General features: G+C 57.6%; 23 protein-coding genes. All 23 read left to right on the top strand.

Features of this window, described 5'->3' with window-relative positions; genetic code table 11:
* Positions 1 to 15 precede the first annotated feature (15 nt).
* The 23 genes from SE16_RS05885 (at position 16) to SE16_RS05775 (ending at position 19,636) form a co-directional block, all read left to right on the top strand.
* On the top strand, positions 16 to 915 hold the full coding sequence (locus SE16_RS05885; protein WP_054494148.1) for a YihY/virulence factor BrkB family protein: 900 nt from the start codon (positions 16 to 18) through the stop codon (positions 913 to 915).
* 91 nt (positions 916 to 1,006) lie between these two features.
* A complete protein-coding gene (locus SE16_RS05880) occupies positions 1,007 to 2,338 on the top strand; it encodes a CpXC domain-containing protein (protein WP_054494149.1) in 1,332 nt (443 codons plus the stop codon).
* Between the two features lie 2 nt (positions 2,339 to 2,340).
* On the top strand, positions 2,341 to 2,940 hold the full coding sequence (gene hisB / locus SE16_RS05875; protein ID WP_054494150.1) for an imidazoleglycerol-phosphate dehydratase HisB: 600 nt from the start codon (positions 2,341 to 2,343) through the stop codon (positions 2,938 to 2,940).
* 3 nt (positions 2,941 to 2,943) lie between these two features.
* Complete coding sequence (gene hisH, locus SE16_RS05870) at positions 2,944 to 3,564, top strand: imidazole glycerol phosphate synthase subunit HisH (RefSeq protein ID WP_200907491.1); 621 nt, start codon at positions 2,944 to 2,946, stop codon at positions 3,562 to 3,564.
* Between the two features lie 40 nt (positions 3,565 to 3,604).
* On the top strand, positions 3,605 to 4,372 hold the full coding sequence (gene hisA / locus SE16_RS05865; protein ID WP_054494151.1) for a 1-(5-phosphoribosyl)-5-[(5-phosphoribosylamino)methylideneamino]imidazole-4-carboxamide isomerase: 768 nt from the start codon (positions 3,605 to 3,607) through the stop codon (positions 4,370 to 4,372).
* Positions 4,373 to 4,374: 2 nt separating this feature from the next.
* On the top strand, positions 4,375 to 5,133 hold the full coding sequence (gene hisF / locus SE16_RS05860; RefSeq protein WP_054494152.1) for an imidazole glycerol phosphate synthase subunit HisF: 759 nt from the start codon (positions 4,375 to 4,377) through the stop codon (positions 5,131 to 5,133).
* Positions 5,130 to 5,468: an MGMT family protein gene (locus SE16_RS05855; RefSeq protein ID WP_054494153.1), complete on the top strand. Its 339-nt coding sequence runs from the start codon at positions 5,130 to 5,132 to the stop codon at positions 5,466 to 5,468. The genes hisF and SE16_RS05855 overlap by 4 nt, the downstream gene beginning before the upstream one ends.
* 89 nt (positions 5,469 to 5,557) lie before the next feature.
* The gene (hisI, locus tag SE16_RS16365; RefSeq protein WP_054494154.1) at positions 5,558 to 5,899 is read left to right on the top strand and encodes a phosphoribosyl-AMP cyclohydrolase; all 342 of its coding nucleotides are present in this window, start codon (positions 5,558 to 5,560) and stop codon (positions 5,897 to 5,899) included.
* A gap of 66 nt (positions 5,900 to 5,965) precedes the next feature.
* Positions 5,966 to 6,265: a phosphoribosyl-ATP diphosphatase gene (locus SE16_RS16360; RefSeq protein WP_054494155.1), complete on the top strand. Its 300-nt coding sequence runs from the start codon at positions 5,966 to 5,968 to the stop codon at positions 6,263 to 6,265.
* Between the two features lie 8 nt (positions 6,266 to 6,273).
* The gene (gene purH / locus SE16_RS05840; RefSeq protein WP_054494156.1) at positions 6,274 to 7,815 is read left to right on the top strand and encodes a bifunctional phosphoribosylaminoimidazolecarboxamide formyltransferase/IMP cyclohydrolase; all 1,542 of its coding nucleotides are present in this window, start codon (positions 6,274 to 6,276) and stop codon (positions 7,813 to 7,815) included.
* A 39-nt stretch (positions 7,816 to 7,854) separates the two neighbouring features.
* Positions 7,855 to 8,958, top strand: a complete 1,104-nt coding sequence (locus tag SE16_RS15370; protein ID WP_082374460.1) for an HD-GYP domain-containing protein — start codon at positions 7,855 to 7,857, stop codon at positions 8,956 to 8,958.
* Positions 8,959 to 9,121: 163 nt separating this feature from the next.
* On the top strand, positions 9,122 to 9,898 hold the full coding sequence (gene sufC / locus SE16_RS05830) for a Fe-S cluster assembly ATPase SufC (RefSeq protein WP_054494157.1): 777 nt from the start codon (positions 9,122 to 9,124) through the stop codon (positions 9,896 to 9,898).
* A 3-nt stretch (positions 9,899 to 9,901) separates the two neighbouring features.
* Positions 9,902 to 11,320 (top strand): Fe-S cluster assembly protein SufB, encoded by a 1,419-nt coding sequence (gene sufB, locus SE16_RS05825; protein ID WP_054494158.1) that lies wholly within the window; start codon positions 9,902 to 9,904, stop codon positions 11,318 to 11,320.
* A gap of 113 nt (positions 11,321 to 11,433) precedes the next feature.
* Positions 11,434 to 12,777 (top strand): Fe-S cluster assembly protein SufD, encoded by a 1,344-nt coding sequence (gene sufD / locus SE16_RS05820; protein ID WP_160317053.1) that lies wholly within the window; start codon positions 11,434 to 11,436, stop codon positions 12,775 to 12,777.
* Positions 12,778 to 12,883: 106 nt separating this feature from the next.
* Positions 12,884 to 13,315 carry an iron-sulfur cluster assembly scaffold protein gene (locus SE16_RS05815; protein WP_161804515.1) on the top strand — a complete coding sequence of 144 codons (432 nt, stop codon included), beginning with the start codon at positions 12,884 to 12,886 and terminating at the stop codon, positions 13,313 to 13,315.
* 25 nt (positions 13,316 to 13,340) lie between these two features.
* Complete coding sequence (locus tag SE16_RS05810; RefSeq protein WP_054494161.1) at positions 13,341 to 14,564, top strand: cysteine desulfurase; 1,224 nt, start codon at positions 13,341 to 13,343, stop codon at positions 14,562 to 14,564.
* 27 nt (positions 14,565 to 14,591) lie between these two features.
* On the top strand, positions 14,592 to 14,993 hold the full coding sequence (gene sufU / locus SE16_RS05805; RefSeq protein ID WP_054494162.1) for a Fe-S cluster assembly sulfur transfer protein SufU: 402 nt from the start codon (positions 14,592 to 14,594) through the stop codon (positions 14,991 to 14,993).
* A gap of 19 nt (positions 14,994 to 15,012) precedes the next feature.
* On the top strand, positions 15,013 to 15,321 hold the full coding sequence (locus SE16_RS05800; RefSeq protein ID WP_054494163.1) for a non-heme iron oxygenase ferredoxin subunit: 309 nt from the start codon (positions 15,013 to 15,015) through the stop codon (positions 15,319 to 15,321).
* A 30-nt stretch (positions 15,322 to 15,351) separates the two neighbouring features.
* On the top strand, positions 15,352 to 15,717 hold the full coding sequence (locus SE16_RS05795) for a metal-sulfur cluster assembly factor (protein ID WP_054494164.1): 366 nt from the start codon (positions 15,352 to 15,354) through the stop codon (positions 15,715 to 15,717).
* 408 nt (positions 15,718 to 16,125) lie between these two features.
* On the top strand, positions 16,126 to 16,998 hold the full coding sequence (locus SE16_RS05790) for a sulfurtransferase (RefSeq protein WP_054494165.1): 873 nt from the start codon (positions 16,126 to 16,128) through the stop codon (positions 16,996 to 16,998).
* Positions 16,999 to 17,080: 82 nt separating this feature from the next.
* Positions 17,081 to 17,359 (top strand): ubiquitin-like small modifier protein 1, encoded by a 279-nt coding sequence (locus SE16_RS05785; protein ID WP_054494166.1) that lies wholly within the window; start codon positions 17,081 to 17,083, stop codon positions 17,357 to 17,359.
* 70 nt (positions 17,360 to 17,429) lie between these two features.
* Positions 17,430 to 18,647, top strand: coding sequence for a molybdopterin-synthase adenylyltransferase MoeB (gene moeB, locus SE16_RS05780; RefSeq protein WP_152918231.1), 1,218 nt, complete (start codon positions 17,430 to 17,432; stop codon positions 18,645 to 18,647).
* A complete protein-coding gene (locus tag SE16_RS05775; protein WP_082374461.1) occupies positions 18,647 to 19,636 on the top strand; it encodes a PLP-dependent cysteine synthase family protein in 990 nt (329 codons plus the stop codon). The genes moeB and SE16_RS05775 overlap by 1 nt, the downstream gene beginning before the upstream one ends.
* The last annotated feature ends 100 nt before the right edge of the window (positions 19,637 to 19,736 follow it).

The following is a 19,736-nucleotide window of genomic DNA, read 5'->3' as shown; positions in this document are numbered from 1 at the left end:
CTTTTTTCGAGACCTATGCGCGAGCATCGCAAACTCTACCACTTTCTCTTGCTGGTCTACCGCGAATGGGGACGCTACGGGCTGCCCCGTTTGGCGGCGGCGTTGAGCTTCTACACCCTCTTTTCGCTCGCGCCCTTGCTCTTCCTCGTCATTGTCGTCGCCGGCTTGCTGATAGACCCCGCCCTCGTGGAGCGGCGCATCTTGCTGCAATTGCAACTGTTGCTGGGGGAAAACAGCGCCCGCTTCATCGAAACCCTCATCGCCAACGCCCGACGGCAAGCCAGCGGCACGCTGTTGGTGGTTGGTGTGGGCTTGCTTGCCTGGACCGCAACCAACATCTTCATGCAAACCAAAGCCGTCCTCAACACGATTTGGGATATTGAAGTGCGCCCGCCGAATGGCATTGTGCATTACTTCTCCCAACGCCTCTTTGCGCTGGTGTTTGTGCTGGGGATGGGCTTCTTGCTGGCGGTTGTTCTCGTTGTCAATATCATGCTCGAAACGCTTCTCATCTTGCTGGCGCAAGACATGCCGCTGGAACAACCACTCTCACAGCTTTGGCGCTTGCTTTTGCCCTATCTGCTCATCATTGCCGCCTTCACCATCATGTACCGCATCTTTCCCGACATCATCATTCGCTGGCGCGAAGCCTTTTTGGGCGCTCTGGTCGGCGGTTCACTCTTCTACCTTGCCCAATACCTCATTGCCTGGTACTTGCGCACTGTTGCCCCCGCTTCCGTGTATGGCGCGGCAGGTTCGCTCGTGGTTCTTCTGCTCTGGCTCTACTACTCGCATCAACTCTTCCTGCTGGGGGCGCTCATCACCAAAATCTACGTGCGCCTCTACCACCGCCCCACCCGCTTGAAGCCCAACGCGCGGCAAATCATGCGCATTACACGCCCGCGGCTCCCCTGAAACGCCTCTGCGTGTGCCTTTGTGAGAATACGCCAAACGTTTATAATGCGCCGCCGAACCACTTTGAACAGAGGGAAGTACACGAGGAACTATGTCTGCACAACATACGACGATTACCTGCCCGCAATGCCGCCAGCCGTTTGCGGCAACGGTCTACGATGTGATTGACGTGGGGCAAAACCCCGCGCTGAAAGAAGCCTTTTTGGAAGGGCAAGTGAATACCGTCACCTGCCCGCACTGCGGCATGCAGGGCATGCTCGCCATACCGTTCGCCTATCACGACCCGCAAAAAGAATTGTTGCTCATCTACCTGCCCGCCGAACTCAACCTTCCCATGCCTGAGGAAGAAAAAATCATCGGCGACCTGACGCGCAAGGTGATGAACAGCCTGCCCGCCGACCAGCAGAAAGCCTACTTGCTCAACCCCAAGCGCATGATGACCATCCAGAGCCTCATTCATGCCATTTTGGAAGCCGATGGGGTTGACCGCAAGGAATTGGAGCGCCAAACCCAATTGCTGCAACTTTTGCTTGAAATGATTGACAAGGCGCGCGCCGGCGATGAGGAAGCCTTGCACCAGCTGATTGACGCCAACAAGGAGAAGATTGATTACACCTTCATGCTCATGCTGTCGAACATGATTCAGACGACGGTGGAGCAGGAAGACCACGAAGAAGAGATGGTGCAGGCGCTGCACGGCTTGCGTGAAACGCTCATCGAGCGGCTCAACCTCTCGCCCGCCGATGTGCCCAAACTCGGCTACGAAGCCATGTATGACGATGTGCTCGCCATGCTGCGCGAAGCCGACCCTGGGCGCTTGCAGGCGCTGGTCGCCGCCAATCGCCCCATTCTCGATTACGGCTTCTTCCTGCACCTGACCGAAAAAATCGAGAGCGCGACCAGCGAAGAAGAGCGCGCCGAACTGCTCACCTTGCGCGATGCGCTTGTCAAACTCACCGACGAAATGGACGCCGAAGCCAAACAAGCGGTCGAACGCGCCGCCCGCCAGCTGGAAGAAATCTTGCAGGCGGAAGACATCGACAAGGCGGTCGAAGAACGTTTCCAGGACCTGGATGAAGCCTTCCTGGTCTTGCTCTCGGCAAACTTGCAAGCCGCCAAAGAGCAGAAGCGTGAAGACGTGGCGGCGCTCATGGAGCGCATCTATCAAAAAGTCGTGAGCCTGGCGGAATCGCGCTTGCCGCCCGAAATGCAGCTCATCAACCAGTTGTTGCGCACGCCATCGGCGGAAGAACGGGCGGCGCTCTTGCGCAATGCCTTCCAAACCTACCCGCCCGACCATCTCATCAATCTGCTGGAAACCTTGTTCCATGACGCCGAGCAACAAGGCGTCACACCGCGCGTGCTGCAACAGATTGAAACCATCATTCAGGAAGCCAAAGCCCTGGCGGGAGAAGGAGCGTAATCATGGCGACACCGCGTGTGGCCCGCTTGCAACGCCGCACGAATGAAACCACCATTACCCTGGAACTTAACCTGGATGGCGTTGGCGCCGGTCGAATTGCGACCGGCGTTCCATTTTTCGATCACATGCTCGACCATGTGCGCAAACATGGCTTGTTCGACCTCTCCATCCAGGCGAAAGGTGATTACGAAATTGACGACCACCACACGGTCGAAGATGTAGGTATCGTACTGGGCAAAGCGCTCTACGAAGCCCTGGGCGACAAACGCGGCATTCGCCGCTACGGGCATGCGATTGTGCCCATGGACGAAGCCCTGGCGCTTGTGGCGCTCGATTTTAGCGGGCGGGGTTTGCTGGTCTTTCAGGGCGCTTTTCCCGCCCAAAAAGTCGGCACGTTCGATACCGAGTTGGTGCCCGAATTTCTGCGGGCGCTGGCGCACAACGCCGCCATGACCTTGCATGTGCAGGTGCTTGCCGGGCAGAACACCCATCACATCATCGAAGGCATCTTCAAAGCCCTGGGGCAAGCCTTGCGCATGGCGGTCGCGCTTGACCCGCGGCGTGGCGACGACGTTCCAAGCACCAAAGGCATGTTGGAGTGAGCCATGCAGCACATGACCCCCATCACCATTGTGGATTACGGCGCGGGCAACCTGCGCACAGTGCAACGTGCGTTCGAGTATGTGGGCGCCGAGGCGCACATCACCGGCGACCCCGATGTGGTGCGCCAGGCGCGTAAACTGGTTTTGCCCGGCGTGGGCGCATTTGGCAAAGCAATGGAACGCCTGCGCGCCACGCATCTTGATGAAGCCATCCGGGAACGTGTCGCCGAGGGAGTGCCGCTTCTGGGGATTTGCCTGGGCTTGCAACTCCTGTTCGACGAAAGCGAAGAACTGGGACGCCACGAAGGCTTGCACTTGTTGCCGGGGCGTGTCCGCAAATTCGACATCAGCCTCAAAATTCCGCACATTGGCTGGAACGAAGTCCGTATCCAGCGCGAGCACCCACTGGTGCAGGGCATCGCGCCGGGGCAATTTGGCTACTTTGTACACTCGTTCTATGTTGACCCCGCCGACCCTGAGGTGGTGTTGGCAACCAGCGACTACGAAATCGAATTTGCGTGCATTTGCGCCCGCGACCATGTGATGGGTATTCAGTTTCACCCAGAAAAAAGCCAGGAACTCGGCTTGGCGTTGTTGCGCAATTTTGCAACATTTGGGGAATAGGCTGATTTTGTTGGCAGAACGTATCTCACGGAGTAGAACCATGCACATTTTTCCGGCCATTGATATTCGGCATGGGCGTTGCGTGCGCTTGCTCAAAGGCGACCCCAACGCGGAAACCGTCTACGGCGACAATCCGGTGGAGATGGCGCAGCGTTGGGCGCGCGAGGGCGCCGAGTGGTTGCACGTGGTCAATCTTGATGGCGCATTTGGCGAAGCCACCGCAACGGTGGACGCCGTCAAGGCGATTGTGCGCACGGTGGATGTGCCCGTGCAGTTGGGCGGTGGGTTGCGCACATTCGAGGATATCGCCGAAGCGCTGGATTGGGGCGTGGCGCGTGTGATTCTCGGCACGGTCGCCGTCACCAATCCGGATGTGGTGAGCCGCGCTGTCGAAGCGTTTGGCGCGGAGCGGATTGTGGTCGGTATTGACGCGCGCGACCGCGTGGTTGCCACGCATGGCTGGCAACAAGAGACCGGGCTGGACATCATCGCGCTGGCGATGAGCATGAAGCAGCGGGGCGTCGAGCGCATCATCTACACCGACATCACGCGCGATGGGACGTTGCAAGGTCCCAATGTCGCCCGCACCGGCGAATTGGCGCATCTCACCAAACTGCGCGTGATTGCCAGCGGCGGCATTGGTTCACTCGACCACATCCGCCAGATTCGCTGGATTGAACCCTATGGCGTGGAAGGCGTCATCGTCGGCAAAGCCCTCTACGAGGGGGCGTTCTCTTTGCGCGAGGCGCTGGACCTGGTGCGCGCCGCACCCGGCGAACATGCCGCAGAACCGAACGGTGAGGGCTAAACATGCTTGCCAAGCGCATCATCCCCTGTTTGGACGTGAAGGACGGGCGTGTCGTCAAGGGCGTCAATTTCGTCAATTTGCGGGACGCCGGCGACCCGGTCGAGCAAGCCATCGTGTACGACCGCGAGCGCGCCGACGAACTCGTCTTCCTGGATATTTCCGCGACTCACGAAGGGCGCGCCATCATGCGCGATGTGGTGCGCCGTGTCGCTGAAAACATCTTCATCCCGTTCACTGTGGGCGGGGGCATTCGCACCGTTGAAGATATGCGCGAAATTTTGGCGGCGGGCGCTGAAAAAATCGCCATCAACAGCGCCGCAGTGCGCCAACCAGACCTCATTGCGCGTGGTGCGGAACGCTTTGGCAGTCAGTGCATCGTCGTCGCGATTGACGCCCGCAAACGCCCTGAGGGGTGGTGGGAAGTGGTCATCAGTGGTGGGCGCATTCCCACTGGTTTGAACGCTGTTGAATGGGCGCAGGAAGTCGAACGATTGGGCGCGGGGGAAATTTTGCTCACCAGCATGGACGCCGACGGCACACAAGCCGGCTACGATATTCCCCTCACCCGCGCCGTTGCCGACGCCGTGAACATTCCCGTGATTGCGAGTGGCGGCGCAGGTGCGCCCGAACACTTTTACGAAGCGTTGACTGTTGGCGGCGCTGACGCGGCGTTGGCGGCGTCGTTATTCCACTATCGCACGCTGAGCATTGGCGACGTCAAAGCCTATTTGCGTGAGCGGGGTGTGGTGGTACGTCCATGACATCGCCGGTGTTCGATCGAATTTACGCCATGGTGTGCCGCATTCCCTACGGGCGTGTGGCGTCTTACGGGCTGATCAGCCGCCTTGTATTTGGGCATACACGGGGGGCGCGCACAGTGGGGTGGGCGCTCGCCGCGCTCCCCGAAGATGAAGTGGAGCGCGTGCCCTGGTGGCGCGTCATCAACGCACAGGGGCGTATCAGCAACACCCGCGCCGACCATGGCGCCGAAGAACAGCGTCGCCGCCTGGAAGCCGAGGGCGTGCAATTCGACGAACGCGGGTACGTGGATTGGGAGCGGTTTGGGTGGGAGCCAGACCCATCGTTGTTCTGGTGATGAGAAGCGTCGTTGAAAAACAAGAGGCGTTTTCGTTTAGATACGTGGCACACTTCCCCACATAACGAATGAAGGAGCATTGAGCGCTTATGCCTTCGACCGCGAGCGTGGCACTGCAAGACCTGAAATGGGACGAACGCGGCTTGTTGCCCGTTGTTGTGCAAGACGCCCACACCGGCGACGTGCTCATGGTCGCGTGGGCGAACCGTGAAGCGGTTCAGCGCACCCAAGCCACCGGCATGGCGCATTTTTGGAGTCGTAGCCGCCGCGAACTCTGGCAGAAGGGGGCGACAAGCGGCAATGTGCTGCACGTCGTCGAAATTCGCGTTGATTGCGACGCCGATACCCTGCTCTATCGCGTCCATGCGGCGGGTCCTGCGTGCCACACAGGCGCGCAGTCTTGTTTTTTTCGCACACTGGCGGACGCATGAAGCGCCGTTGACAGAATGCAAAAGAGCCGTAAAGTGAAAAACGCGAGCCACAGCAGGAGATATTCTGTGAACGAGCAAACCGTGTTGACCCAACTTGAAGCCGTCATTCGGCAGCGCAAAGCCGAACGCCCTGAGGGATCGTACACCACAACGCTGTTTGACGGCGGACTTGATCGTATCCTCAAAAAAATTGGTGAAGAAGCCGGTGAAATCATCATCGCCAGCAAAAACGCGAACCCCGACGAAATCATCTACGAAACCGCCGACTTTCTCTACCATTTACTTGTGATGTTAGCGTATCACGACATTCCCTGGCGGGATGTCGAGAACGAATTGCAGCGAAGATTTGGCAACCGACCCCATTGAGGCGCAACATGATTCAGCGAGCATTACTCAGTGTTTCCGATAAACGTGGACTGGTGGAATTGGCAACCGCCCTGCGTGAGTTGGGCATTGAACTGATTAGCACAGGGGGAACGGCGCGCCTGTTGCAAGAAAACGGCATCCCCGTGACCCCCATCGAAGCGGTGACGGGTATGCCTGAGATTTTGGGCGGGCGTGTCAAAACCTTGCACCCCATGATTCACGGCGGCTTGTTGGCGCGTCGCGACCGCCCCGAAGACGTTGAGGACATGCATCGCCACGCGATTGCGGGGATTGACCTCGTTGTGGTCAATCTGTATCCTTTTGAAGCCACGGTTGCGCGTGATGATGTCACCCTCGAAGACGCTATCGAACAAATTGACATTGGCGGCGTCACCTTGTTGCGCGCCGCCGCCAAAAACTACCGCTACGTGACCGTAGTCAGCGACCCCGACGACTACCCGACGCTCATTGCCGCCCTGCGGGAACATCGCCAGGTACCCGAAGACGTGCGGGCAGCCTTCGCCGTCAAAGCCTTCCGCCAAACTGCTCTCTACGACGCCATGATTAGCGACTGGCTGGCGCGCCGTCTCGGCACGGACGCAACACCCTTCCCCGACGTGTTGCCGCTTGGCGTGCGCAAAGCGGGCGACCTGCGCTATGGCGAAAACCCGCACCAGCAGGGGGCGCTGTATCGCGTGCCGAATGCCGGCGGGTTGGCGCATGCCGAACAATTGCAAGGCAAGGGCATGAGTTATACCAACTGGCTGGATGCCGAAGGGGCGTGGCTCGCCGTCCAGCAATTTGAGACGCCGGCGGTCGTCATCGTCAAGCATGCATCGCCGTGTGGCATTGCCACCCATCCCGATTTGGTGCAGGCGTATCGCCATGCGTTGGCATCCGACCCGGTGAGTGCGTTTGGCGGGATCGTTGCCGTCAACCGCCCGGTGGACAAGGCGTTAGCCGAAGCAATGGATGACCTCTTCATCGAAGTCTTGCTTGCGCCTGAGGTGACGCCCGAAGCGCGTGAACATTTGGCGGCGAAGAAGAACCGCCGTGTGCTGGTGGTGCCCCCGCTGCGTACACCCTATGTTGAAACGCGCAGCATTCCGGGCGGTTTTATTCGTCAAACACCTGACGCGGTGGAAACGCCGATTGCCATGCAGTGCGTCACCACACGCGAACCGACCGCCGAAGAACGGGCAACGCTTGAATTTGCCTGGCGGGCGTGCTTGGCGGTGAAGAGCAACGCCATTGTGCTGGCGCGCGCTGTGGATGGCGGGTTTGCCACCGTGGGCATCGGCACGGGGCAACCGAGCCGTGTGGATGCTGTGCGGCTTGCGGTGCAAAAAGCGGGTGAACAGGCGTCGGGGGCTGTCATGGCGTCGGATGCCTTCTTCCCCTTCCCGGATGGTGTGGAAGTTGCCGCACAAGCCGGCGTGACGGCTGTGATTCAACCCGGCGGCTCACGACGTGATGCCGAGGTGATCGCAGCGGCGAACCAATATGGCATGGCAATGGTCTTCACTGGGGTTCGCCACTTCCGACATTGATGCTCGGAACGTTTTATTGAGTCGCATAAAGGCGGTTGTATGGACCAAGATAATAGTCGCAAAGAAGCCGAAACTCATTCGCGGGAATTTCAGGGAAAGGATATTGCACCTGAGATTTTTCGCCACGTGCCTTTTCTGGCGCCGTTGAATGAAGAACAACGGGGGGCGTTGGCGCAGCAGGCGCGTTTGCGCCACTACGCCCCCGGCGAACTCATTCTCGAAGAGGGGGCGCTCGGTCATGATTTTTACATTATTGAATCGGGGAGCGTTGTTGTCCTCAAGCGTATTGAAGACGGCGAAATTGAAATCGGCTATCACGGACCGGGCGCCTTCTTTGGTGAAATGGCATTGATTCAAGATGCGCCGCGCTCGGCTTCGGTGCGGGCTGAAACCGCCGTGCGGGCAATTGAAATCTCGCGCGAGGGGTTTGAGTCTGTTGTGATGCAACACCCCGCTGTGATGCTCGCCGTGATGCGGGAATTGTCGCGCCGCTTGCGACAAACCGACCAGAATATGATTGAGTATCTGGTGCGCAAAAACGAAGAATTGCAGCGCGCACAGGAAGAAATCAAACAGAGTTACGACGTCACCTTGATGGCGCTCTCTTCCGCGTTAGATTTGCGCGATACAGCCACGGAAGGGCATTCCATACGTGTCGCAAAAATTGCGCTTGAAATTGGGAAAGAAATGCGGCTTTCGGACGAAGAGTTGCAAGTTTTGTGGCGTGGTGCGCTGTTGCATGATATTGGCAAAATTGGTGTTCCCGACCGAATTTTACATAAACCAGGTATGTTGACGCCGGAAGAGTGGGAGATTATGCGCCAGCATACCATATGGGGGGCGGAAATTTTGAAACATATCCCGTTTCTGGCGCCGGCAATCCCTGTGGTCAAGTATCATCACGAAAATTGGGATGGCACCGGTTATCCGGAAGGGTTGAAGGGTGAAGAAATCCCGCTGATGGCGCGTATTTTTATGGTGGCGGACACTTACGACGCGATTACGAGTGATCGCCCATATCAAAAAGGGCGTTCACCTGAAGAAGCATTGCGCATCATTCGCGAGCAAGCCGGCAAACGTTTTGACCCCAAGGTTGTCAGGGCGTTTGAGCGCGCCTTCGAGCGCATCAAAATGATTCGATAAGCGCCAGAGAAGCGCTCACCCCCTTTTCCTTCTCATGGTGTTCCCCCTTTGTAGAACTTGACAAACTTACTCAACTTTGTTACAGTTTGCGTGTCGATTGGCAACGTGTGCCAATGTCGCCACTGTTATTTTTTGAAGAATGAAATGGAGGCAAAGTACCACCATGAGCGAGAAAGCAGTCCTCGAAATCAAGAATCTGCACGTGAGTGTGGATGGAAACGAAATCCTCAAGGGTGTGAACCTCACCATTCGCGAAGGCGAAGTTCACGCGATGATGGGCCCGAACGGTTCGGGCAAGAGCACGCTGGCATACACCATTGCCGGTCATCCCAAGTATGAAGTCACCGAAGGCGAAATTCTCTTCAACGGCGAAAACGTCCTCGAAATGGAAGCCGACGAGCGCAGCAAGGTGGGGCTTTTCCTGGCGTTCCAGTACCCCGTTGCCATCCCCGGTGTGACGATGGCGAACTTCCTGCGCATGGCAATCAACGCGCACCGTGAAGCGCGCGGTGAACCGCCCATCACGCCGGTGGAATTCCGCAAGATGCTCATCGAAAAGATGGAAATGCTCGGTATTGACCGCTCGTTTGCCGGTCGCTACCTGAACGAAGGGTTCTCCGGTGGTGAAAAGAAGCGCGCCGAAATTCTGCAAATGGCGGTGCTGGAACCGAAAATCGCCATCCTCGATGAAACCGACTCAGGGTTGGACATTGACGCCCTGCGTGTGGTGAGCGAAGGTGTCAACAAACTGAAAGACCAATTCGGGATGGGTGTGCTTGTGATTACGCACTACCAGCGCATCCTCAACTACATCAAGCCCGACTTCGTGCATGTGCTGGTGGATGGCCGCATTGTTGCTGAAGGCGGTCCTGAACTGGCGCACCAACTCGAAGAAAAGGGCTACGACTGGGTTCGCGAGGAACTCGCAAAGGAGGCATAACCTATGGCATTGGATGAACGCCAGCAAATTGAACTGATCAACAAAGAATATGCCGAAAAATACGGCTTCCACGACCCCGAAAAGTATGTCTTCAAGGCCAAGAAGGGGTTGTCGCGCGAGGTTGTGGAAGAAATTTCCTGGATGAAGGGCGAACCCGACTGGATGCGCGAATTCCGCTTGCGGGCGCTCGAAATCTTCTGGAAGAAGCCCATGCCGACGTGGGGCGCCGACCTGTCGGGCATTAACTTTGACGACATCTACTACTACATCAAGCCGGCTGAAAAGCAGGCGCGTTCGTGGGATGACGTTCCCGAAGACATCAAGCGCACGTTCGACCGCCTGGGGATTCCCGAAGCCGAACAAAAATTCCTGGCGGGTGTTGGTGCGCAGTACGAATCCGAAGTGGTGTATCACAACATCAAGAAGGAACTTGAACGCCAGGGTGTGATTTTCCTGGACACCGATACGGCGCTGAAAGAGTACCCCGACCTGTTCAAGGAGTACTTTGGCACGGTAGTGCCCCCGTCGGATAACAAATTCGCCGCGTTGAACAGCGCCGTCTGGTCGGGTGGCTCGTTCATCTACGTGCCCCCGGGCGTGCGTGTGGAAATGCCCCTGCAAGCCTACTTCCGTATCAACGCGCAAAACATGGGGCAGTTTGAACGCACGCTTATCATCGCCGATGAAGGCTCGTATGTGCATTACGTGGAAGGGTGTACCGCCCCCATCTACACGACCGACTCGCTGCACAGTGCCGTGGTGGAAATCATCGTCAAGAAGGGCGCACGTGTGCGCTACACCACCATTCAGAACTGGTCAACCAACGTCTATAACCTGGTGACCAAGCGCGCTGTGGCGTACGAAGACGCCACGATGGAATGGGTGGACGGCAACATCGGCTCGAAAGTCACCATGAAATACCCCGCCATCTACATGATGGGCAAGGGGGCGCATGGCGAAGTGCTTTCGATTGCCTTTGCCGGCCGTGGTCAGCACCAGGATGCTGGCGCGAAAGCGGTGCATGCTGCGCCGTACACCACCAGCAACATCACCAGCAAATCCATCTCCAAGGATGGTGGGCGCGCTGGGTACCGCGGCCTGGTGCAGATTTATCCGGGCGCGCATCACAGCAAGAGCAACGTCGTCTGCGACGCGCTCATCCTTGACCCGGAAAGCCGCTCGGACACCTATCCCTACATTGACATTCGTGAAGACGATGTGAGCGTGGGGCACGAAGCCACGGTCTCGAAGGTGGGTGAAGAGCAGCTCTTCTACCTGATGAGCCGTGGGCTGAGCGAAGCCGACGCCCTCAACATGATTGTGTCGGGCTTCATCGAACCCATCGTCAAGGAATTACCCATGGAATACGCGGTTGAAATGAACCGCCTCATCCAGCTGGAAATGGAAGGCTCCGTCGGCTAAGCCTGCGAACGGAATACGAGGGCTGGCAGCATCTGTTGCTGGCCCTCTTCCTGTGAAATGACAATGACGCCCGCCCAAGGGGCGAGAATTTTGGACATGTGGAGGACGAAACCGTGACTGAGAAAACGCTGGCTTTCGAGGCATTGAGCCGCGAAGCCGTCGAAGCGTTGAGTGCGCGTTTTGGCGAGCCCGATTGGCTGCGCCAGCGCCGGTTAGACGCTTGGCGGCTCTTTTTGGATACCCCCTGGCCGAGCAACCAGAAAGATGAAGAATGGCGCAAAATTGATACCGATTTGCTGGTGAAGACCGTGCAGAGCCTGCACCTGGTCTCGCCGGAGAGCGAAGCCGTTGCGGCGACAACAGACCTGCCCGAAAAGTTGCAAGGCATTCTGCGCGAAGCCGACCGCCGCTCGGCGTTGTTGGTGCGCCGCGAAGGCGGCTTGGTGTTTGCTGACGTGAATGACGACTTGCGCGAGCAGGGCGTCATCGTTGCCGACTTGCTGACTGCGGTGCGCGAACATGGCGACTTGCTGGAACCCTACCTGGCGCAAATTGTGCGCGCCGATGAAGGTAAATTCAAGGCGCTGCACACCGCGCTGCTGAGCGGTGGGTTTGTGGTCTTTGTGCCCAAGAATGTTGCGTTGGAGAAGCCTATTCAGCTGGTGCACTGGTTGGATGAAGCCGGCACGTTGGTCTTCCCCCACGTGCTGGTCGTGGCCGAAGCCAACAGCGCGGTCACGGTACTCGACGAGTACCTGAGCAATGACCTGCCCGGCGTCTCCTTCGTTACAGGCGCGGTGGAGATTTTGGCGGGCGATAACGCGCAGGTGAACTACCTCAACGTGCAAAACTGGGGGAACAACGTCTATCACCTCGCCTCACAGCGTGCGCGCATGGGGCGCAACACGGTTGTGAATTGGAGCAGTGGTCAGTTGGGTGGCTCGCTCACTCGCTTTGAAACCGAAGTCTGGCTGGAAGGCGACGGCGGTATGGCGTACCTGAACGGGATTTACTTCCCGACGGGCGAGCAATACATGGCGAACCACACGTTGCAGCGCCACATCGCCACCCATTGCAGTAGCGACTTGCTCTACAAGGGCGCTCTCCTGGGGAACGCCCACACCGTCTATCGCGGGTTGATCAAGGTGGAAAAGGGCGCCCAACAAACCGACGCCTACCAGGCCAACCGCAACCTTGTGCTCAGCCCGCAGGCGCACGCCGACAGCATTCCCATGCTGGAAATCGAAGCCAACGACGTGCGTTGTACCCACGGTGCAACCATCAGCCAGCTGGACGAAGAAGAACTCTTCTACCTGATGGCGCGCGGTATTCCGCGCAAGGAAGCCACTAACTTGATTGTGGACGGTTTCTTTGCACCAGTGATTGACCGTATCCCGTTGCGCACCGTGCGCGACCGTCTCAAAACGGTCATTCACGAGCGGATGGAAAACGCCTAAGAGTGCTTGCACACCACAGGGACGCCGCGCAGGCGTCCCTGTTCGACTTTTGGCGGGGATAGCGGTATCATAGCGCAACCGGCAAACAAGCAGATACCGCATGCCCATGAACCGACAAGAGCAACTCGAATGCATTCTCGACCATTTTGAGCGTCCGCGTTTTCGCGAGCGCCTGCATGAGGCGCCTATCGTCATGCAGGGGCACAACCCATCGTGTGGCGACCGTGTGAGTGTGTTTGTTGTGCTCGATGACGCCAATCAGCGTTTGGCGCGTATGACCTGGGAAGGTGAAGGGTGTACCATTAGCCAGGCAGCGGCATCGCTCCTGGCTGAACTGGTCCAGGGAAAGCGCGTTGACGAAGTGCTGGCGATGGACAGCCGAGATTTTGCGGCGTGGTTTGGCGAGGATGTGGTGTCCGCTCGTTTGCGGTGTGTCATGTTGCCTTTGTACACCTTGCGTCTTGCGTTGCGCACATCGTTGAACAAAGAGACCGAAGCCGATGAAACCGATTGGGCGCAATTTCGCCAAGAACGGTAGTCAAGTGAATAGGCAGGCAAGAACTATGTACGACATTGAAGCTATTCGTCAACAATTCCCGATTTTACAACGTCAGGTGCACGGCAAGCCGCTCGTCTATCTCGACAGTGCGGCAACTTCGCAGAAGCCGCTGGCTGTGATTGACGCCATGGACCGCTATTATCGCGAATACAATGCGAATGTGCATCGTGGGGTGCACACGCTCAGCGAAGAAGCCACGGCGGCGTATGAAGGTGCCCGCAAACGTATTGCGCGCTTTATCAATGCGCGTAGCCCGCGCGAACTCATCTACACGCGCAATGCCACCGAAGCCATCAACCTGGTGGCGGCAACGTGGGGGCGTGCCAACCTGACCCCCAATGACGCCGTCCTGATTACCGAGATGGAGCACCATTCCAACATTGTGCCGTGGCAAATCTTGCGCGACCAGATCGGCTTTGAGTTGCGCGCCGTTCCGGTGACGGACGAAGGGTATCTTGACATGGACGCCTTCGACCGCTTGCTGGATGAGCGCGTCAAGCTCGTGGCTGTCACACACATGAGCAATGTGCTGGGCACAATCAACCCCATCGCCGAGATGACGGCAAAAGCACACGCTGTTGGGGCGTTGGTGCTGGTGGATGGGGCGCAGAGCGTGCCGCATATGCCGGTGGATGTCCAAGCGCTGGATATTGATTTTCTGGCGTTCAGCGCGCACAAAATGGCTGGTCCAACCGGTATCGGGGCGCTGTGGGCGCGCCGTGAATTGTTGGAAGCCATGCCCCCCTACATGGGTGGCGGCGACATGATTGCCTTTGTCTCGCTGGAACGCTCCACCTGGGCGGATTTGCCCCACAAGTTTGAAGCCGGTACGCCCGCTATCGCCGAAGCCATTGGGTTTGGCGCGGCGGTGGACTTTTTGAGCGAATTGGGCATGGAAAACGTGCGTGCGCACGAAATCGAAATCACGGAGTATGCGCTGGAAGCCCTGAGCGAGGTGCCCGGCTTGCGCTTGCTGGGGCCACGCAAAGCGGCTGACAAGGGCGGTGTGGCGGCGTTCGTGTTGGACGGTGTTCACCCGCACGATATCGCCTCGATTCTGGATGCGGAAGGGGTGGCGGTCCGTGCGGGGCACCATTGCGCGCAACCGCTCATGCAGCGCTACAACGTCCCTGCGACCACGCGCGCCAGTTTCTACGTCTACACAACGCGCGAAGAGATTGACCGCCTGGTCGAAGCGTTGCATGTGGTTCGGAAGGTGTTTGCGTAGGAAAGATGCGAAGAGGAGTGACCAACGATGCTCGACTTCTACCGCGAATTTATTCTCGACCATTACCGACATCCGCGCAACAAAGGGAAGTTGCCGAACGCGGACATCTCACACGAGGAACACAACCCCGTATGCGGGGACCGCATTCACATGGACATCAAACTGGAAGATGACCACATCGCCGACATCAAGTGGGATGGTGAAGGGTGCACCATTAGCCAGGCGTCCGCTTCGATTTTGTCGGAGATGGTCAAAGGCAAGAGTATCGAAGAGGTGCGCCAGTTGAGCAAAGAGGATTTGCTGGAACAACTGGGCATGGAAACCCTGACGCCGGCGCGTATCAAGTGCGCCTTGTTGAGCCTGAAGGTACTGAAAGCCGGGCTGTACGGATTGACAACCTGGCCTGGCGAAGAAGATGAGTGGAACTAACCCAATGGAGTCATACACCATGAGTGAATTCGTGACAGTTGCCAAAGTTGCCGATGTTCCACTGGGGCATGCCAAAGTGGTGCATGTGGGCTCGAAACGTTTGGCAATCGCCCATTGTGAAGATGGTATTTTCGCCATTGATGACATCTGCACGCATGACGGTGGTCCGCTTGGCGAAGGGGAATTGTACGGCTGTGCCATCGAATGCCCGCGCCACGGCGCCCGTTTTGACGTTCGCACCGGGCAAGTTCTGCGCTTTCCGGCGGTTGTGCCCGTCAACACCTATGAAGTCCGCATTGTTGATGATGAGATTCAAGTGAAAGTGTAAGGAAGCGTATGCCTGAAAGGAGCATCCAAAATGAGTGAAGAAACCCGCAACGAACAAGAACAGTCACAAAACACATCCCAGGTGACGCCGGAGCAATTGGCGGAAGCCATCCGCGAAAACTTGCGCCAGGTGGTAGACCCGGAAATCGGGCTTGACCTGGTGACATTGGGGCTGATCAAGCATATTCTGGTGGAAGAGAATCGCGTTGAGATGCACATGCTGCTGACAACGCCATTCTGCCCCTATGCGCCCTGGCTGGTTCAGCAAGCCAAGGAAAAAATCGCGCAGGTTGTGCCGGACCGTGAGGTGCATGTGGAAGTGCTGCCCGAACCGTGGGACCCCAGCATGATGGAAGACCCCGGTTTGCTGGGCTTTGGGCCGGGCATGGAATGGTGAAAAGTTGACAAAGACGCTTGTTTTGGTCATACTTTGAGCCATGATGAACAAGACACAAGCCTTCTACACCAACCAGAGATGCATCTGTATCAGGCGGGGGCGTTAGCCACCGCCTGACGAACGCCGGTTCGCCTTTCGAGGCCGACGGCGGCTAACGCTCCCGCAGTTCGACACTTCTCGCGAGAGGAGTGGCTAACTGTTGGGGCGCACTCTCTTCGGAGAGTGGGGCATATTGCCCAAGCCACCGTCGGCCTTTTTGCATGTCAAGCCACACACTGCTGTGTTGTCCCCACGGTGCAATGAAGCCCCATCTTGTTGCCCTGGGCGCATTGTGCCGTGGGGACAGCCCACGTGAAGTGGGACTGTATGACGGAGAGAGCCAACCAAACGCAGACAGGAGGCAAACGTATGGCCGAGAAGCAAATTGAAGAACGCGGATATGCTGTGCCGGATGTGCTTGTTTCAACTGAGTGGGTAGCCCAACATCTGGACGACCCCAATGTGCGCATCGTGGAGAGCGATGAAGATGTGCTGCTCTACGATATGGGGCACATTCCCGGCGCTGTCAAAATTGACTGGCACACCGATTTGCAGCACCCCGTCATTCGCGATTACCTGACGGAAGAGCAATTTGCGAATTTGATGCGCGAGAAAGGCATCAGCAACGATACGCTTGTGGTCTTCTACGGCGATAAGAACAACTGGTGGGCGTGCTACGCCTTTTGGGTGTTCCAACTGTTTGGGCACACCAACGCCAAAATCATGGACGGTGGGCGTCAAAAGTGGATTGAAGAAGGACGCCCCTTGACGCGCGAAGTGCCTTCTTATCCGCCGACGGACTACAAGGTTCCGCAACGCAACGATGAACCGTGGCGCGTCTTCCGCCAATATGTGCACCAATTCATCGAACGCGATGACGCGCAGTTGGTGGATGTGCGCTCACCCCAGGAATACACCGGCGAAAAACTGCACATGCCCGACTACCCGCAAGAGGGTGCTTTGCGTGGGGGGCACATTCCCAAAGCCAAAAACATCCCCTGGTCGCGGGCGGTGAACCCGGACGGGACGTTCAAAAGCGCCGAAGAATTGCGCAAGATTTACATCGAGGAACAAGGGCTTGACCCGAACAAGGAGACGATTGCCTACTGCCGCATTGGCGAGCGCAGCAGCCATACATGGTTTGTGTTGAAGTATCTGCTGGGCTTCGAGAATGTCCGCAACTATGACGGTTCATGGACGGAATGGGGCAACCTGGTTCGGGCGCCCATTGAAAAGCCATAACCTACATACGTGCGAATTGGGGGGCGGCAACACGCGGCCCCTGCCAAAATAACAAAAACCGGCAATAAGGAGGAAGAAAGCGATGGCAATTGTGTATGTTCCAACTCCCTTGCGGCGTCTGACTGGTGGGCAGGCGCGTGTGGAAGTGCAAGCCAGCACCATTCGCGATTTGGTGGAGGCGCTGGAAGCGCAGTATCCGGGTGTGAAAGCCCGCCTTGTGGATGAAGAACGTGGTGAAATCAAGCGTTTCATCAACGTGTTCGTCAACGGCGAAGAAATTCGTGCTTTGCAGGGCGAAGAAACACCTTTGAGTGAAAATGATGAAGTGAGCATCATCCCGGCGATGGCCGGTGGGCGGTAAGAATCGAAAAGCGGCCAAAGGCGTCCGCTCGCGTGGTGTTCACATTGTTTGAAAAAAACAGGAGGGTACCGTGAGTGACCGATTGACACGCGAGCAATTTTTGCAACGCGTCAAGCAAGAAATTCAGGAAATCAACGTCTCAACATTGCGCGAATGGCTGGAACGCGGCGAGCCGATTCGCCTGATTGACGTGCGCGAGTTGGATGAATTTGAACAAGGGTACATTCCCGGCGCCAAATTCATTCCGCGCGGGCATCTTGAATGGCGCATTGAAGAAGTTGAACCTGACCGCGAAGCGCCGATTGTGCTCTACTGCGCGGGGGGTGTGCGTTCGGCGTTTGCTGCGAAGACGCTCAAAGAAATGGGCTACAAGAATGTCTTTTCGTTGGCGGGTGGCTTTGGCGCCTGGAAGAGCCAGGGCTTGAAGTTTGACCTGCCGCGTATCTTTTCACCTGAGCAGCGCATTCGTTATTCGCGCCACATTCTGATTCCGGAAGTGGGCGAAGAAGGCCAGTGGAAGTTGCTCGACGCTAAGGTGTTGCTTGTTGGCGCCGGCGGATTAGGGTCGCCGGCGGCGCTCTACCTGGCGGCGGCCGGCGTCGGGACGCTGGGGATTGTGGATTTCGACGTGGTGGATTTGAGCAACTTGCAGCGCCAGATTTTGCACGGCGTGGATGACATTGGGCGTCCCAAGGTTGAGTCGGCGGCTGAGACGATTGCGTCCATCAACCCGGATGTGAAGGTTGTGCCCTATCGTGAACCGCTGACCAGCGAAAACATCATGGACATCATCAAGGACTACGACATTGTGGTGAATGGGTCGGACAACTTCCCGACGCGCTATCTGGTCAATGATGCTTGCGTCATGGCGGGGAAGCCGCTGGTGGACGGTTCGATTTTCCAATTCGAGGGGCAAGTGACGGTTTTCAAAGCCGATGAAGGCCCGTGCTATCGGTGTCTCTTCCCCACACCGCCGCCGCCGGGCGAAGTGCCATCATGCGCGGAAGGGGGTGTGCTGGGGGTTCTGCCGGGCATTATCGGCAGTTTGCAGGCAATGGAAGCCATCAAACTCATTCTGGGGATTGGCGAACCGCTCATCGGGCGTTTGCTGCTCTACGATGCACTGGCAGGGCAATTCCACCAGGTGCGTTTGCGCAAGAACCCCAAATGCCCGGTCTGTGGTGAAGAGCCCACCATTACCGAATTGATTGACTATGAAGAGTTTTGCGGCGTTCCGTTCCCGCGCCACGATGAAGAAGAAAGCGCTCAACCTGTCGAGGTGCACTAATGGTCGCGCGGCAACCGTTGCCGGAGACAATTTTGCTTGAGGATAGTTGCACGGCGTTTCGCGATGTCGCCCGTCGCGGGGTGCATTTACAACAACCGGTGAGTATTCTCGATCATGTTGGCGAAACGCCGTTGCTGCGCTTGCACCACCTGGCCGCTGATTTGCCGCCGTCGGTGGAGGTGTACGCCAAAGCCGAATGGTTCAATCCGGGCGGGTCGGTCAAGGACCGTGCCGCGTTGCATATCATCGAAAGCGCCGAACGGAGCGGCGACCTGACGCCGGACAAAATTTTGATTGACAGCACCAGCGGCAACACCGGCATTGCCTATGCCTGGATTGGCGCGGTGAAAGGGTATCGGGTCACGCTGGTGATGCCGGAGAATGTCAGCGAAGAACGCAAGCGCATTTTGCAGGCGTATGGTGCGGAGTTGATTTTCAGCGACCCGCTCGAAGGGTCGGACGGCGCGATTCGCCTGGTGCGTGAGATTGTGGCGCAAAATCCGGAGCGGTACTACTACGCCGACCAGTACAACAACCCAGCCAACTGGCGGGCGCACTTTTGCCACACAGGCCCTGAAATTTGGGCGCAGACGGGTGGGCGCATTACCCACTTTGTGGCGGGCGTCGGCACGAGTGGCACGCTGGTGGGCACAGCGCGCTTTTTGCGCCGTGTGAACCCCAATGTGCGCGTCATTGCTGTTGAACCTGAAGACGAGTTGGCTGTGATTGAGGGGTTGAAGCACCTTGAAACAGCCATTGTGCCGGGCATTTACGATCCGAGCGTCGTGGATGAGACGCGCTATGTCTCGCCGGCGGATGCGTATGAAACCACCATGCGCCTGGCGCGTGAAGAGGGCTGGTTTGTGGGGTTCAGCGCCGGTGCCGCCGTGTATGCCGCTTTGCAAGTGGCGCGCCAGTTGGAAGAAGGGGTTGTCGTCACCGTCTTGCCTGATGGCGGCGCCAAATACCTCAGCCTGCTTCGGTCTTGACGTGTGGCCGCGCGCAATGCAAAACCCGGCTGGTTTTCATAGCCCGCCGGGTTTTTGTTTTGCCCTCGGCAATCAATTGACGAGTTGGCGTATTCCGACT

The sequence above is a fragment of the Ardenticatena maritima genome (assembly GCF_001306175.1).
GTDB classification, from domain to species: Bacteria; Chloroflexota; Anaerolineae; order Ardenticatenales; family Ardenticatenaceae; genus Ardenticatena; species Ardenticatena maritima.
This window is presented reverse-complemented; position numbering and strand designations above follow the sequence as displayed.